At 47.8% G+C, this 12,917-nt stretch carries 11 protein-coding genes and 3 pseudogenes; 7 read left to right on the top strand and 7 right to left on the bottom strand.

The annotated features are described in order from the left end of the window. The first annotated feature begins 291 nt into the window (after nucleotides 1-291). On the top strand, nucleotides 292-1,206 hold the full coding sequence (locus ACM1PF_RS26170) for a TauD/TfdA dioxygenase family protein (RefSeq protein WP_416668787.1): 915 nt from the start codon (nucleotides 292-294) through the stop codon (nucleotides 1,204-1,206). Between the two features lie 192 nt (nucleotides 1,207-1,398). Beyond that, a complete protein-coding gene (locus ACM1PF_RS26175; protein WP_416668790.1) occupies nucleotides 1,399-2,349 on the top strand; it encodes a zinc-binding dehydrogenase in 951 nt (316 codons plus the stop codon). A gap of 128 nt (nucleotides 2,350-2,477) precedes the next feature. Here the strand turns inward: ACM1PF_RS26175 and ACM1PF_RS26180 are convergent, their stop codons facing one another. Next, nucleotides 2,478-2,993 (bottom strand): beta-lactamase hydrolase domain-containing protein, encoded by a 516-nt coding sequence (locus tag ACM1PF_RS26180; RefSeq protein WP_416668792.1) that lies wholly within the window; start codon nucleotides 2,991-2,993, stop codon nucleotides 2,478-2,480. A 323-nt stretch (nucleotides 2,994-3,316) separates the two neighbouring features. Between ACM1PF_RS26180 and ACM1PF_RS26185 the strand changes: the two genes are divergently transcribed. Both ACM1PF_RS26185 and chrA read left to right on the top strand, forming a co-directional pair. Continuing rightward, on the top strand, nucleotides 3,317-3,622 hold the full coding sequence (locus ACM1PF_RS26185) for a PadR family transcriptional regulator (RefSeq protein ID WP_416676804.1): 306 nt from the start codon (nucleotides 3,317-3,319) through the stop codon (nucleotides 3,620-3,622). A gap of 184 nt (nucleotides 3,623-3,806) precedes the next feature. Next, nucleotides 3,807-5,066 carry a chromate efflux transporter gene (gene chrA, locus ACM1PF_RS26190; protein WP_416668795.1) on the top strand — a complete coding sequence of 420 codons (1,260 nt, stop codon included), beginning with the start codon at nucleotides 3,807-3,809 and terminating at the stop codon, nucleotides 5,064-5,066. Between the two features lie 47 nt (nucleotides 5,067-5,113). Here the strand turns inward: chrA and ACM1PF_RS26195 are convergent. Next, nucleotides 5,114-5,539 (bottom strand): annotated as a pseudogene (locus tag ACM1PF_RS26195) (LLM class flavin-dependent oxidoreductase); the annotation flags it as partial. Nucleotides 5,540-5,740: 201 nt separating this feature from the next. Here ACM1PF_RS26195 and ACM1PF_RS26200 point away from each other — a divergent pair. Continuing rightward, the gene (locus tag ACM1PF_RS26200) at nucleotides 5,741-6,550 is read left to right on the top strand and encodes a class I SAM-dependent methyltransferase (protein WP_416668798.1); all 810 of its coding nucleotides are present in this window, start codon (nucleotides 5,741-5,743) and stop codon (nucleotides 6,548-6,550) included. Between the two features lie 176 nt (nucleotides 6,551-6,726). Here ACM1PF_RS26200 and cpcA read toward each other — a convergent pair whose 3' ends face one another. Together cpcA and ACM1PF_RS26210 are read right to left on the bottom strand one after the other, a co-directional pair. Further along, entirely contained in the window at nucleotides 6,727-7,218 is a 492-nt protein-coding gene (gene cpcA, locus ACM1PF_RS26205; protein ID WP_416668801.1) for a phycocyanin subunit alpha, read from the bottom strand. Nucleotides 7,219-7,284: 66 nt separating this feature from the next. Then, complete coding sequence (locus ACM1PF_RS26210; protein WP_416676805.1) at nucleotides 7,285-7,806, bottom strand: phycocyanin subunit beta; 522 nt, start codon at nucleotides 7,804-7,806, stop codon at nucleotides 7,285-7,287. A 1,383-nt stretch (nucleotides 7,807-9,189) separates the two neighbouring features. Between ACM1PF_RS26210 and ACM1PF_RS26215 the strand changes: the two genes are divergently transcribed. Continuing rightward, nucleotides 9,190-9,510 carry a hypothetical protein gene (locus ACM1PF_RS26215; RefSeq protein ID WP_416668803.1) on the top strand — a complete coding sequence of 107 codons (321 nt, stop codon included), beginning with the start codon at nucleotides 9,190-9,192 and terminating at the stop codon, nucleotides 9,508-9,510. A 24-nt stretch (nucleotides 9,511-9,534) separates the two neighbouring features. Further along, nucleotides 9,535-9,972, top strand: a complete 438-nt coding sequence (locus ACM1PF_RS26220) for an RrF2 family transcriptional regulator (RefSeq protein WP_416668806.1) — start codon at nucleotides 9,535-9,537, stop codon at nucleotides 9,970-9,972. Nucleotides 9,973-9,982: 10 nt separating this feature from the next. Here the strand turns inward: ACM1PF_RS26220 and ACM1PF_RS26225 are convergent, their stop codons facing one another. From ACM1PF_RS26225 to ribBA, 3 genes and pseudogenes are all read right to left on the bottom strand, one after another. Next, nucleotides 9,983-10,981 (bottom strand): isopenicillin N synthase family dioxygenase, encoded by a 999-nt coding sequence (locus ACM1PF_RS26225; protein ID WP_416668809.1) that lies wholly within the window; start codon nucleotides 10,979-10,981, stop codon nucleotides 9,983-9,985. A 366-nt stretch (nucleotides 10,982-11,347) separates the two neighbouring features. Continuing rightward, nucleotides 11,348-11,578 (bottom strand): annotated as a pseudogene (locus tag ACM1PF_RS26230) (LLM class flavin-dependent oxidoreductase); the annotation flags it as partial. 30 nt (nucleotides 11,579-11,608) lie between these two features. Next, nucleotides 11,609-12,853: pseudogene (gene ribBA / locus ACM1PF_RS26235) on the bottom strand (bifunctional 3,4-dihydroxy-2-butanone-4-phosphate synthase/GTP cyclohydrolase II); the annotation flags it as partial. Between the last annotated feature and the right edge of the window lie 64 nt (nucleotides 12,854-12,917).

Raw genomic sequence — 12,917 nt, forward strand, 5'->3', positions numbered from 1 at the left:
GGCATTGCCAGATCCCTATTTTTGAAATATTCCAGACAACCAGCATAAACCGTTCTAAAAACGCAAGTGAGCGGGATACAATTTGCCAATTAATAAATCTAATTAATGAAAACTTGTACTTCGCTTTGCGGTGTGACAAGATAAGGAATAGAAATTACGGTAACTTTATCGGTTTACCGTATTTAAGCTTTCAGAAGGCTTGGCTGTGGTTGTCGCTATGCCTGGATGGATCAGCCTGCTTTTGTCTAGATTTGTGAGTCTGAATTCGTAAATTCAAGGAGAAGGAAACGTATGAGCTTCAAACATTTCGATGTTCACCCCGTTGCCGGACGGATTGGTGCTGAAATTATTGGCGTTGAATTACAGCAACGTCTCAGTGATGAATTAATCCGAGAAATTCGTCAGGCGTTGGTGCAGTACAAAGTCATCTTTTTTCGTCATCAATCATTAGATGCAAAGGGTCAAATTGCATTCGCCAGTCGATTCGGTGAAATTACTACAGCCCATCCTACAGTACCTTCTCTTCCTAACCATCCAGAGATTCTCGATCTGGATTATGGTCGTAACGTCAATCGGGCAAATCACTGGCATACTGACGTAACCTTTGTCGATCGCCCACCGATGGGGTCAATCTTGCGGGCTGTAGAAATTCCCCCGGTTGGAGGAGATACAGTCTGGGCAAATACGGTAGCTGCCTATCAGGATCTACCGCCCCATTTGCAAGGGCTGGCCGATCAGCTTTGGGCAGTTCACAGCAACGCCTTTGATTATGCAGAAGCGGCCGTAGACCTCTCCGATCGCCTCAAAGCATTCCATCAGATCTTTGCCTCCACGGTCTATGAAACCCTGCATCCAGTGGTTAGGATTCATCCTGAATCAGGAGAACGGGCATTGCTCATCGGCGGCTTTGTCCGGCAGATTCGCGGACTGTCAACCAGTGAATCCCATGATCTGCTGCGCCTGTTGCAGTCCTACGTCACTCGTTTAGAAAATACCGTTCGCTGGCGATGGCAGGAAGGTGATGTTGCATTTTGGGATAACCGAGCTACACAGCATTACGCGATCGATGATTTTGGTCATCAAGCCCGACGGGTGCAGCGGGTGACACTCGTTGGAGATTTGCCAGTCAGTATTCAAGGGCAGCAGAGTGAAGCGATTCGAGGGGATTCCTCTACTTACATTCAACGGGAAGCGGCTGTCGCTTGAGGTGTTCAGGATGTTGGGTTAGATCACCTGTGTGATCGTTCTATTCTATTGAATGGGCGGGCAAGATGCCCACCCTACAAGAGTGACGGTCTATCGAGTTTCTATTTCGGGTGCGAATGGCTGCCTGCGATGGGTAGTGCCCACCCTACAATAATTGACAGCTTGCTTAAGTGAAAGAACGGGGGATTGGTCATGGCTAAAATTCGTGCGGTAGTGGTTGATCCGGATGCTCCAGGACGATTAGTAATTCGGGACGTGGAAGCTCCCACCCCTGCTCCCAACGAAGCCCTGATCCGAGTGGCAGCCGTTTCCCTAAATCGGGGTGAAGTCCGACGATCGACCACTGCTGAAGCGGGTTGGCAACCGGGTTGGGACTTAGCAGGCACAATCGAAACGCCAGCAGCAGATGGCTCTTCTCCGGCAGCCGGAACGCGAGTGGTGGGGTTTGTTCGTTCGGGGGCTTGGGGTGAATTAGTGGCAGTGCCCAGTCATTCGATCGCCCTTTTACCAGGCTCGGTTTCCTTTGCTCAAGCGGCAACCCTACCCGTCGCAGGGTTAACCGCCTATCATGCCTTAAAGCAGGGCGGACTGATCCTCGGAAAAACCATACTAGTGACAGGCGCATCAGGCGGTGTCGGGCAATTTGCCATTCAACTGGCGCGGTTGTCTGGAGCCAGAGTCATCGCCCATATTCGTCAACCCGATCACGAGGCATGGGTCAAAGAGGCAGGAGCAAATGCGGTGGTGATCGCCGAGGAATTACCCCTGGAAACCGAGTTCGCCCCCTATGATCTGGTGATTGAATCCGTTGGTGGCAAAACCCTCACAGCAGCCTTGGGTTCGATCGCCCCAGATGGAACGGTCGTCCTGTTTGGCACATCCGGCGGCAATGAAGTGACGTTCAACGCACAACGATTCTACGGTGTGAGCAGTGGCGCAAGCCTGTATGCCCTCATCCTGTTCCATGAACTCAAACGCGAAACGGCAGCCGTCGGCTTACAGCGATTGCTAAATCTAGTCGCCTCCGATCAACTCCATCCTCCCATTACGATCGAAGCCCCCTGGACAAAAGTGGCAGACTTAGCCCAGCAACTACTTGATCGGCAATTTCTGGGCAAGGCAGTATTGCACCTTTCAGAGTAGAGGAACGCAATATTTGTACATTGGGAAAACTCTATAGCTTTTGTGGGGTGGACATCTTACCCGCCCCTAACTCAAGAAAACTCTACTCTTGTGGGGTGGGCATCTTGCCCGCCCCATCCATCATACTCTCAACCCACCATTACATCTACCGTCGCGTTTTGCTTCGCACGCTGATTCGCCTGCCGATTCGCGTATTTATCGATGTACTGTACAAACAGTTGTCTGATCTGCGGATTAACGCATCGGTAGTCCAGATACTTAAACCCCAACGCTCTGGCTCGCTCCAGGGTTTGCTCTGGTGTTAAACCTTCTCGAATTGCCACACTCAGCATCGCAATGGCAGTCGATCGCAAACTGGCGGCACAGTGAATTACGGCAGGTTTGGGAATACGATGCAGTTCTGCCAAAATCAGCGTAATCAACTCTTCGTTCAAGGCTTCCAGCTTGAGGGGAATATTGACATAATACAATCCCATCGCTTCAACGACCTGCTGTTCGTCTGGCAAAAAGCCCAGCTCATCGGGCGATCGTAAATTCAGCACCGACTTGAAACCTTCCTGCACAGCCTGTTTAAGTTGTTCGGGAATCACCTGTCCTGTGGTGGCTAAGTGTTCATTAATTCGTAAGGCGTTAATCACGTTCACTCCTTTTGACCAATACAATTCTCAAAAGCAAAAACGCAAAAATGAATCTCCGTAGCTGCTTTCAGGCAAGATCAGCCTAAAAAGTGCAGCTTTACCGTGTGAGCTATTTTTGGCGCGGGAAATCTGCTTCTGATAGGGATAGATGAAGTATTTCATTATTATACGGTTTATCTACAGATTTACCGTAGATTAAGAAAAAATTATCTGATTTGGAAATATATTTGCTGCGGCTAATCATGTTAATAACTTCAGAAGAATTTGATGACGATACAATCAAGCACGAAAGCCAGCCCAGCAGTTTTATAGGGGTTGATGAAAAGCGAATGGAAGATAGAGAATTTTACTCTGGCTTGATCCGGCTCCACATTTTGCATCATGCAGCGCAGGAACCCATTTTTGGGCTGGGCATCATTGAGGAACTGGCTCGTCATGGCTACAAGCTGAGTGCCGGAACCCTCTATCCCATGCTTCACGATATGGAGCAAAAGGGCTATCTCAATTCTTGCAAAGAGCGATCGGGCAGGCATATTCGCCGGGTTTACCGGGCAACGCCGCTGGGAAAGGCAAGGCTGGAGGAAGCGAAGGAGAAGGTGCGGGAGTTGTTTGGGGAGTTGTTTGAGGGGGAGTGAGGAGAAAGTTCGATCGGAGCGTTTTTGTAGCCCACGATATAGAGTTTCGATATCGTAGAACGATATGCTATGAGCAGGGCTGGTTAGGTCGAGAGCCTGAATCGATCGCCCCTATCCAGAATCAAGCTTTGGGTTTGGTTTTCTAAGTCATTACCTGCAATTGAATCTGCAATTAAGATTGAGCATGAATCAGCATTTGAATCAAAACATTCCCCCTGCTCCGCCTCGCTTATCGGCTCGATTAAAAGAACTGGCTCAACTTTTCCTCAAGTTGGGCTTCATTGGGTTTGGGGGTCCACAAGCGCACATTGCCATGATTCATGATGAAGCAGTGGTGCGGCGAAACTGGCTGACCGAGGAGCAATTTGTGGAAGGGGTTGCGGTCTGCGAGATGTTGCCGGGTCCTGCCTCGACCCAGATGGGCATCTATACCGGATATGTGCGGGCGGGTCAGTGGGGAGCACTGGTGGCAGGGCTTTGCTTTATCTTCCCTGCCTTTTTGATTGTCCTGACCCTGTCCTGGGCATATTTTCGCTTTCAGGGTGTGCCGCAAATCAATGACTTGTTTCTAGGCGTTTCACCCGTCGTGATTGCAGTTATCTTTGGGTTTTGCTGGAAGCTGGCGAAGAAGGCGATCAAAGATTGGTATGGGGTAGCGATCGCCCTGGCGGTTTTTCTGATTACACTCTTGTTTCGTACAAATGTCTTGTTGCAGTTCATCATAGCGGGCATTATTGGACTCCTTTTATATCGTCCCGGTCGTTCCCAATCTCCGCCATCGAGTTCAACTCGCGCATTACTCTTTCCCCTCTTGCCAGTGATCCAGATGGTTTCCCATCCGCTAGCCGTTGTGCCTGCTGAACCCCTGGCAGTTTCCAGTTTTTGGGGCTTAGAACGAATCCAGGAATTTTTGATTCCTTTAACCGGGTTCTTCCTCAAAGTGGGTAGCTTCATTTTTGGCGGTGGTTTAGTCATTATTCCTTTACTGGAATTTGAGGTGGTGAACCAATTCCACTGGCTGACCCAAAGCGAATTTATTGACGGAGTGGCGATTGGCGAACTGACTCCGGGACCGGTTGTGATCACAGCAGCATTTGTGGGCTACAAGGTGGCAGGCGCATTGGGCGCGATCGTTTCCTCTATTGCTATTTTTACTCCATCGTTTGTGTTCATTATGGGTGCGGCTCCGCTATTGATTCGGATTCGCCAGAATCCTCGGATTCGTAGTTTTCTCAAGGGTGTGACCCCGGCGGTGTTAGGCGCGATCGCAGCAGCAGCAATCCCTCTGGCACAGGCAGCGATCGTTCACGAGACACCTGCCCGAACGGTTTTGGCAGCAGTGGTTTTCATTGCTGCATTAGTTGCATTAATTCGGTTTAAGCGTCCCACCTGGCAGTTGGTTCCGTCTGGAGCGGCGATCGGTTTAATGGTAGGGGCGTTGTAATGCGCTGCACTCGTGGCATGATCTCTGCGGCAAAACAGCCATTCAGCCGAGTAGCGATAGCGTTCATCATGGGGCAAAAAGGGAATCCCCGTCTTCTCCAGTTCTGGCTTAAACCAGGCACTAATCAAATTAATCGCAAATCGTCCCTGGCTGATGGCATCAATCCCTAACGCCATTTTGGCCAGCACCACCGGATGAAACAGCAGGGGCTTAATTGCCGCAATAGTTTCGATCGTTTGAGTGGCTTCTGCCAGAGCCGCTGCCGCCGTCCAGGTTTCCAGTTGCTCAAAATTGGCATCTCTAAAGTTACAGAGGTGCTGGGCAATCAAAGTGGTGGTAAATCCACAAAACTTTGCCAGTTGAATCAAACACTTCGATCGCGCATAACTGGCATCTCGCGGTGAATCGGGATGGTTCATTGCCCCATGATTGCCAGCAACCGGAAGCCAAATCCCATAGCGCGGTTCCAACATAATGATTGTCCTCAAAATGCGATCGGAGTCATTCTGTGAGATTCTTCAGAGAGATCTCCTAAAGATTTCTCCCGAACTTTTCTTTGGGTTTGTTTGCAGAAAACTTGTCTTTCTAGAGAGACTATGAAACACTTTTTAGATATTCTACTGTAAACCTACCGATTTACAGTATTTTACAAATAATGAATTGAGCAATTGCCCATGACACACGCAACTCCCTCTACCTTTAACTCCACTTTATTTGATGGGGCACAGCAGTACTATGTTCACTATCGACCTAAATATCCGCCCGAATTATACGATCGCATTGCTCAGGGCTTTAACCTGAATGGGAAAGGAAAATTACTGGATTTAGGATGCGGAACCGGATTGATTGCACTTGCTCTCCGCGATCGATTTGAGCAAGTGATTGGACTTGACCCAGATCCAGAAATGCTCAAGCAAGCTCAACAGCAAGCGGATGAGCTAGGTGCAAAAAATATTATTTGGTTAGAGCGATCGGCTGAACAAGTTAACGCACCGCCAAATAGCTTTAAGTTAATCACGATTGGACGAGCCTTTCACTGGATGGATCGTTCCCTCATCATCGATCGCAGCTACGATCTATTGGAAACAGGCGGTGGTTTGGTACTGCTGGCAACGCATGGTGAAGATCCCTGGACAAGCCAAATTCCTTGGAAGCAAGACATCCTGGCAGTGGTGAAACAATGGCTGGGCGATCGGCGACGGGCAGGACAGGGATGGTGGGTTGATCCTGATCCACCCCATGAGGAACTACTGAGGCGATCGGCTTTTTCCTTACAAGTGTTGTATGAAGCTGAATTTGAGCAAATCTGGACGATCGATTCACTCATCGGTTATCTATATTCCACGGCGTTCTGCTTACCCTCCTTTTTCGGTGATCATCGCCAGTCCTTTGAAGCAGAAATTCAAAAGGTATTTCTTTCCCATTACCCATCAGGAAATCATGTTGAAATTCTGAAGGCTTCCGCGCTTGCTGGCATGAAATAGACAGTAAAATATCTGGTAGAATAGCCAGTGCGTTAAATATCCAAAACAAATCATTTCAACGTACTACTCTATTAAGAAAACCATTCGCGTAGTAAGTGAAATGTCGGACTACAGGCATTTCAACTTATTACGCAAACGGCTAGACGCATTCGAACCTTGCAACCGAACGATCCTGGCTAACTCAAGGCATTGATCACATAGTCAATGTATGAGTTGAGTTCAACTGCTGGATCGCCTGTTAAACCGTGATTGACTTTAACGTGCTTGAGAGCTTCAATGTACCAGCTTGGCGATAGCTCAAACGTGCTGTTGATTTCAGCCAACCCCGCTACCAGATATTCATCGATCGGGCCGGTTCCCCCTGCCACTAGCGCGTAGGTGATAATCCGCAAATAGTAGCCAATGTCACGCACACACTTTGCCTTGCCCCGCGCATCTGAAGCGTAATTTGGGCCTTGCAGTTGGGTGGTGTAGGGAAATTTTTGGTAGACTGCGTTTGCAGCACTTTCCGCTAGACTCTGCGCTTTGCCCGACAATGCTTTTGCAGCTTCCAATGTGTTCGCGGCTTGCCGAAAACGACCAAAGGCAATCTGAAACTCGGCACTGCTCAGAAAGCGACCTTGTGTGTCAGCAGCGTTCACGGCTTCCGTCAAAGGGGTCTTTGCCATTGATTCAATTTCTCCTTTAATAAATAGGTTCTGATTAGCAAATGTCTGATTGGGGATAGCAGGACGTTAGCTTACTGCTGCCGCCGCTCGATCGAAGTAGCTGGCGACTTCAGAAAGCACGTTGCTGCAATCCCCCTGAGTGATGCCATCGGGATCATTAGCAAGGGCGAGAGAAGCTTCCTTCAGCTTCTGAATACCTCTGGCAACGGAACTACCCGGAACCCCAAGGGCTTGATAGGTTTCCCTCAAACCGTTCAGAGCGCGATCGTCCAAGATGCTGGAGTCGCCAGTGAAAATGGAGTAGGTGACATAGCGCAGGATAATCTCAAGGTCGCGTAGGCAAGCTGCCGCCCGACGGTTGGTGTAGGCATTACCGCCCGGTGCAATGAGTTGAGGTTGCTCCTCAAACAGACTCCGAGCCGCATCAGCGACGATCGCCGACGCATTACTTGAAATCCGGTTCACTACATCAATGCGCTTGTTGCCATCTCGCACTAAAGCCAGCAGCCCATCCAGTTGAGCATTGCTGAGGTATTCTCCTCGCACATCTGATTGGGCAATGACTTTCGTAAAGGCATCTTGAACCATTTTGTCATCTCCTCGAAATTGCTTGGTTAGTAAAGTAATGTTGATTGAAGTCAACCGTTGAAGGAAAATTTCGTTAGTTTCTGCCATCAAAACACTAACTATCTCTGAAGTTTCACTCTTCAAGATAAATTGATCTGAAAAGCATTATTTTCAGACACTCTAAATCCAAGTTCTGGAAAATATTAAAGAGTGAAATCAAGCTTCAATAAATTGGAAATGGTCATTTCCGCCGTGCAATTTTCCTTACAAATTATTTGTACAACAACAGCGTATCCTCTTTTGTTAAAAATGATTGAGAGCATGGTATCTAAATTCAACCTTAGAAAGGGCAATAGCAGTATTAAAATGTTTAATTGTTTTGGAAAAATTTCTCATAGAAGTAGAAGAAATTGTATTTAAAAGAACAATCTTCTACTTTGCTGAAGTCCGTATCATTTTTGCAGACAGCTTCTATCGCAGACAGCTTGAAGTAGCTAATGTAGCTGACATGCATAGGTTTCACAAATTATTCTCAAGCGGCTCACACTGAAGCACTGAAGATCAACTAGCAACTTGAACGCACTAATTAATAACCCTAGCTAATAAATGGCTTGTGGTGATTTAAGTTTTAATTTTGTAAATGTTGTGACTCAAAATACATTCTATTGAGAGTTAATTCATTATTTCAGCAAATTAAATCGATGGAAAATTGTAACTCATGATACAAGTAATTGATCTGGTGAACTACGCTAAAGCTATACTCATTCAGTAGCTTATATTTTGATGCCTGATACGATTGCTAATCTCAATCCGACAAAGAAAGGTGAATCGAAAGCGGTCAGCCTAGCATCGCACAAAATCATAAAGTACAACCGGGTGTATCCCACTTTTGAATTTGCATGACGGATAGTTCACTGGCAGGCAAGACTTCGGACTTCGGCGTGAGCTCAGTCGAACGCTTGAGCTCAGTCGAAACGCTGCCTGCGCTACGGAAATCGATCAATTTGCATCAATGGGATGCTTCCATATAACCAACTTGTCTATTAGCATGTTGTCCTCTAAGCTTTGGGCTGCGCTCTGGTAAATAAAGAAGCGGTAGCTGCTCGTGTAGAAATTGCAGCATCCTACGCTCGCCATCCCATCCGGTTCCTAAGCAAGGTTTGACATACAGGAGGTTTCCTGACTCCCCTCCAAATCCCCTCCCTTTTAAGTAGCCTTAGATACACAAGAGCTACCTTTTCATCTGCATTTGGACAGAAATCTGCGGCGATCGATCGCTGTATCCTTTGCCTGTCAGGCATAATAAATTCAGTTTATTGATATAATAAAAAAGAACACTTGTTTTTATTGATTGGGTAACTTAGGCTGAAACTAAAGCTTGAAGAAAAGGTTAACGAAACCGTGATGAATTCTAATTGCCAAACTCATAGCCTTGATTGGAACCCAATTTTGCAGCAAATGCAGACTGAGCCAGGGCAAGACTTGCCCATATTCCCTGGAGACTTGAAGACAGCTCTCTTGGCTCATGCTGAAATTAATCAGACCGTAGGGGAAGCTGCTTACCAGCTAGCCGTTGAAATTTCCCAAATCACAACGCAATCCGATCCAGAAATTACCTACTGGTTTTCGCAGTTGGTGTCCTTACTTCATTTAAGCGATTCCCTTCATTCCACTGCCCATCTCAGCTTGCCCGTTTATTTCGAATCCGTTTCTGCCCAATCCTAGCCTGGTAAATCGCCTTTGAAACCTATGGATTTCTCAAACAAAAGCGAGTACGCCCTCCTGGCAATGTTAGAGGTTGCTTCCCATTACCGTGAAGGAAATCCTTTGCAAATCCGCTACATCTCTACTCAGCAAAACATTCCCGATCGCTACCTGGAACAATTGCTAGCAGATCTGAGGCGAGGTGGCTTACTTAAAAGTGAGCGAGGTGCGAAGGGCGGTTATCGGTTGGCCCGATCGCCCAAGGAGATCACCGTGATGGATGTGATTGCCTGTATGGAGGGGATTGATCAGCAACCGACGGTCAGCAAAACGGGAGATGAAACCGTTGATCGGGCTGCGATTTCGGAGATCTGGAATGAGGTGCGGCAATCGGCATTTGCGGTTCTGCGAAATTATACGCTGCAAGATTTACTGGATAAGGCAGCGGCACGACGGCAGTTAAATACAATGTATTACATTTAGCTGGATTGCTTTACAACACACTCTGACGCAGTTCTGGAAACACTTTGGAGACTTTGTTCAAGACATAATCCCCATAGGTTCCTTGCAATGCGTGAATGTTGGCATGATCCCACCGATCGCTGAACTCTTCTTGACTTGAATCAGCGAGAATTCCCTCGATCGGCTTGACCTCAGCAGCAAAGTTGGGATCAAAAAAGAAAGGAAACGAAAGGCGATCGTGGTTTGCCAAGTTTCTAACGCGATGGGGCGTAGAGCGATAGAATCCTCCCGTGAGGCGATCGAGCATATCGCCGATATTGCAAACAAACGAATTGGGGATAGGTGGTGCATCGATCCAGCCAGATCTAGATTTGACCTGTAAACCGCCAGAATTATCCTGTTTTAGAATGGTGAGTAACCCATAATCAGTATGCTCTCCCACCCCCCACTGTTCAGGAGTATAGGGCACAGCTGGATAGTTAAAGATGCGAAATAAAATTAACGGTTCCCAGGTGTAGCGATTGAAGAAGTAGGAAGCTTCTAAACTAAGGCTAAGAGCAATTCCAGACATGATCTGATGCCCCAACTGTGACATTGCCGTCATATAGTCAAGAATGGTTGCTCGAAACTGAACAGGATAGTCTGGGAATAGATTTCGTCCGTGCAGCGGAACCTTAGCTTGTACGAGAGGATGATCATCTTCTAGTTCAGCTCCCAGATAAAGTCCTTCCTTCAAGTCAGGTTTTCCAGAAGTCAGTTCATCCCCAACCGGAAAATAGCCGCGCCATGCCCTGCCACCTTTTGCCATGCTGATCCTTAGCTTGGTATCTGAATCTTGAGCAAAAAATTGACGACTTAGTTCCTCTAGACGCTGTTGGAGTGTCTCATCAATGCCATGACCAGTAATGTAGAAGAATCCATAGTCACAGCAAGCCTGCCGGATCTGTGCTGCAACTGCATACCGTGCCTGGGTATTGGCAATTAGAGGTTGGAGATCAATCAATGGAATTCGAGCAGCTGAACTATTCATGCAACGTAACCAATAGAAGAGGAAAGAGAGGGCAGTGGGTTGCCCTCCTGTCAGCCAGATGGGAGGTATCTGTTGAACTGTGACTGTCCTTCAACCTGCTGCCGTTGTGAGACGACGCAGCCCAACATCTGTCTGAATGGGTTTTCAGCTAACTGCAAGATATTAAACTACGGTACATCGATCGATTTAAAGTAGTTTAATGTTTGATAGTATGACACACCTAAACGAGGAAGGCAAGATAGAGGATCATTCTCATTTCTGCCCTGCAACGCCGATCGCGCTAATCTCCTGAATTCCTGAACCGAGAAGCATTTGCGTCAGTGGCTATAATTTAGCTCAAGGCTGTTATGCCGCTGGGTTATCCTAGGCATCCCATTCACTTTTGGAATAGGAACTGACAATGTTCCAGGCAACCCGTCCACCAGAGAGATGATCGAGGCTGGAGAGTCGTCACACCATTGAGTAGGGATGTTCAAAGTTAGTGGAAAGCGTGACACCCACTCCAAGATGCTGGGTTGCAGTGGTAATAATGGGGACGATCGTGGAAGGTTCGTGGGTCGGACACTGCACAGCCCATTTCACACAAGCGTCCGAACTCTGTATAACGTTTTAGTTTGGATGGGTTTGCAAAAAATGCCCCAATTTTTCTGCTTTGGCAGCGAGGTATCGCACGCTATAGCGATTGGCTGGTGTAATTAAAGGAATGCGTTCCACAATGTCTAAACCCCAACCATGTAACCCAACCACTTTGCGCGGATTATTAGTCAGGAGTCGAATTTCTTGCACACCCAAATCTCTAAGAATTTGAGCACCCACGCCATAGGTGCGAAGATCGGGTTTGAAGCCAAGCTGCTCGTTGGCGGCAACGGTATCCAGTCCGCGATCTTGTAGCGAATAGGCTTTGAGCTTATTGAGTAACCCAATGCCCCGACCTTCCTGACGCAAATACACCACTACTCCCTGTCCTTCTGCTTCGATTAACTGTAGGGCGGTGTGAAGCTGTTGCCGACAATCGCAGCGTAATGAGCCGATCGCATCTCCGGTAAAGCACTCTGAGTGAATTCTTACCAGGGTGGGCTGATGGATAAACTCCTGTGGATCGCCTTTGACGATTGCGGTGGCTTCGGAACCATCCAGCGTGTTGCGATAGCCATAGATTTGAAATTCGCCAAATTCAGTCGGCAGATGTGCCACCGCTTCTCGTACCACAAAGCGATCGGACTGAAGCCGATAGCGAATTAAATCGGCAATGCTGATGATTTTCAGGTGATGGGTTTGGGCATAGGTGAGTAATTCCGGCAGTCGCGCCATCGAGCCATTGCGATTCTGAATCTCGCAAATTACGCCTGCTGGGTAAAGACCCGCTAATCGTGCCAGATCAACGGCTGCTTCTGTATGTCCTGCCCGCTTCAGCACTCCCCCATTCTGCGCCCGCAGGGGAAAAATATGTCCGGGTCGCCGCAAATCACGAGGAGTTGTAGCTGGATCGATCGCCACCTGAATCGTGCGAGATCGATCGCTGGCGGAAATTCCGGTAGTGACTCCTAAATGACGCGCTGCATCAATGCTGATGGTAAATGCCGTTTGATGAGTGTCTGTGTTGCTTTCCACCATTGGCGGTAGTTGTAATTGATCCAATCGATCGCCCATCATCGCCAGACAAATTAATCCCCGTGCCTGGGTTGCCATAAAGTTAATCAGGGTAGGAGTGGCAAACTCGGCAGCACAGATCAAATCTCCTTCATTTTCCCGGTCTTCATCATCGACGACTACGATCGCTTCCCCTGCCTGGAGCGCAGCGATCGCTTCTGGAACAGAATCGAATGGAGTAGGGGTAGATGACGTTAATTGACTGGATATTGGTAAATCCATGAAATCACTATCAGGAATGAGGGAGGACGCAGTTCGGGCAAAGATTAGATCAAACATAAACACA

Source organism: Egbenema bharatensis FJBBOT/2019 (assembly GCF_048077055.1).
In the GTDB taxonomy this organism is placed as follows: domain Bacteria; phylum Cyanobacteriota; class Cyanobacteriia; order Elainellales; family Elainellaceae; genus Egbenema; species Egbenema bharatensis.

What these genes read in the sequence shown, in the direction of transcription:
- ACM1PF_RS26170 (WP_416668787.1), top strand. Translation starts at nt 292, where the DNA reads ATGAGCTTCAAACATTTCGATGTTCACCCCGTTGCCGGACGGATTGGT.
- ACM1PF_RS26175 (WP_416668790.1), top strand. Translation starts at nt 1,399, where the DNA reads ATGGCTAAAATTCGTGCGGTAGTGGTTGATCCGGATGCTCCAGGACGA.
- ACM1PF_RS26185 (WP_416676804.1), top strand. Translation starts at nt 3,317, where the DNA reads ATGGAAGATAGAGAATTTTACTCTGGCTTGATCCGGCTCCACATTTTG.
- chrA (WP_416668795.1), top strand. Translation starts at nt 3,807, where the DNA reads ATGAATCAGCATTTGAATCAAAACATTCCCCCTGCTCCGCCTCGCTTA.
- ACM1PF_RS26200 (WP_416668798.1), top strand. Translation starts at nt 5,741, where the DNA reads ATGACACACGCAACTCCCTCTACCTTTAACTCCACTTTATTTGATGGG.
- cpcA (WP_416668801.1), bottom strand. Translation starts at nt 7,218, where the DNA reads ATGGCAAAGACCCCTTTGACGGAAGCCGTGAACGCTGCTGACACACAA.
- ACM1PF_RS26210 (WP_416676805.1), bottom strand. Translation starts at nt 7,806, where the DNA reads ATGGTTCAAGATGCCTTTACGAAAGTCATTGCCCAATCAGATGTGCGA.
- ACM1PF_RS26215 (WP_416668803.1), top strand. Translation starts at nt 9,190, where the DNA reads ATGAATTCTAATTGCCAAACTCATAGCCTTGATTGGAACCCAATTTTG.
- ACM1PF_RS26220 (WP_416668806.1), top strand. Translation starts at nt 9,535, where the DNA reads ATGGATTTCTCAAACAAAAGCGAGTACGCCCTCCTGGCAATGTTAGAG.
- ACM1PF_RS26225 (WP_416668809.1), bottom strand. Translation starts at nt 10,981, where the DNA reads ATGAATAGTTCAGCTGCTCGAATTCCATTGATTGATCTCCAACCTCTA.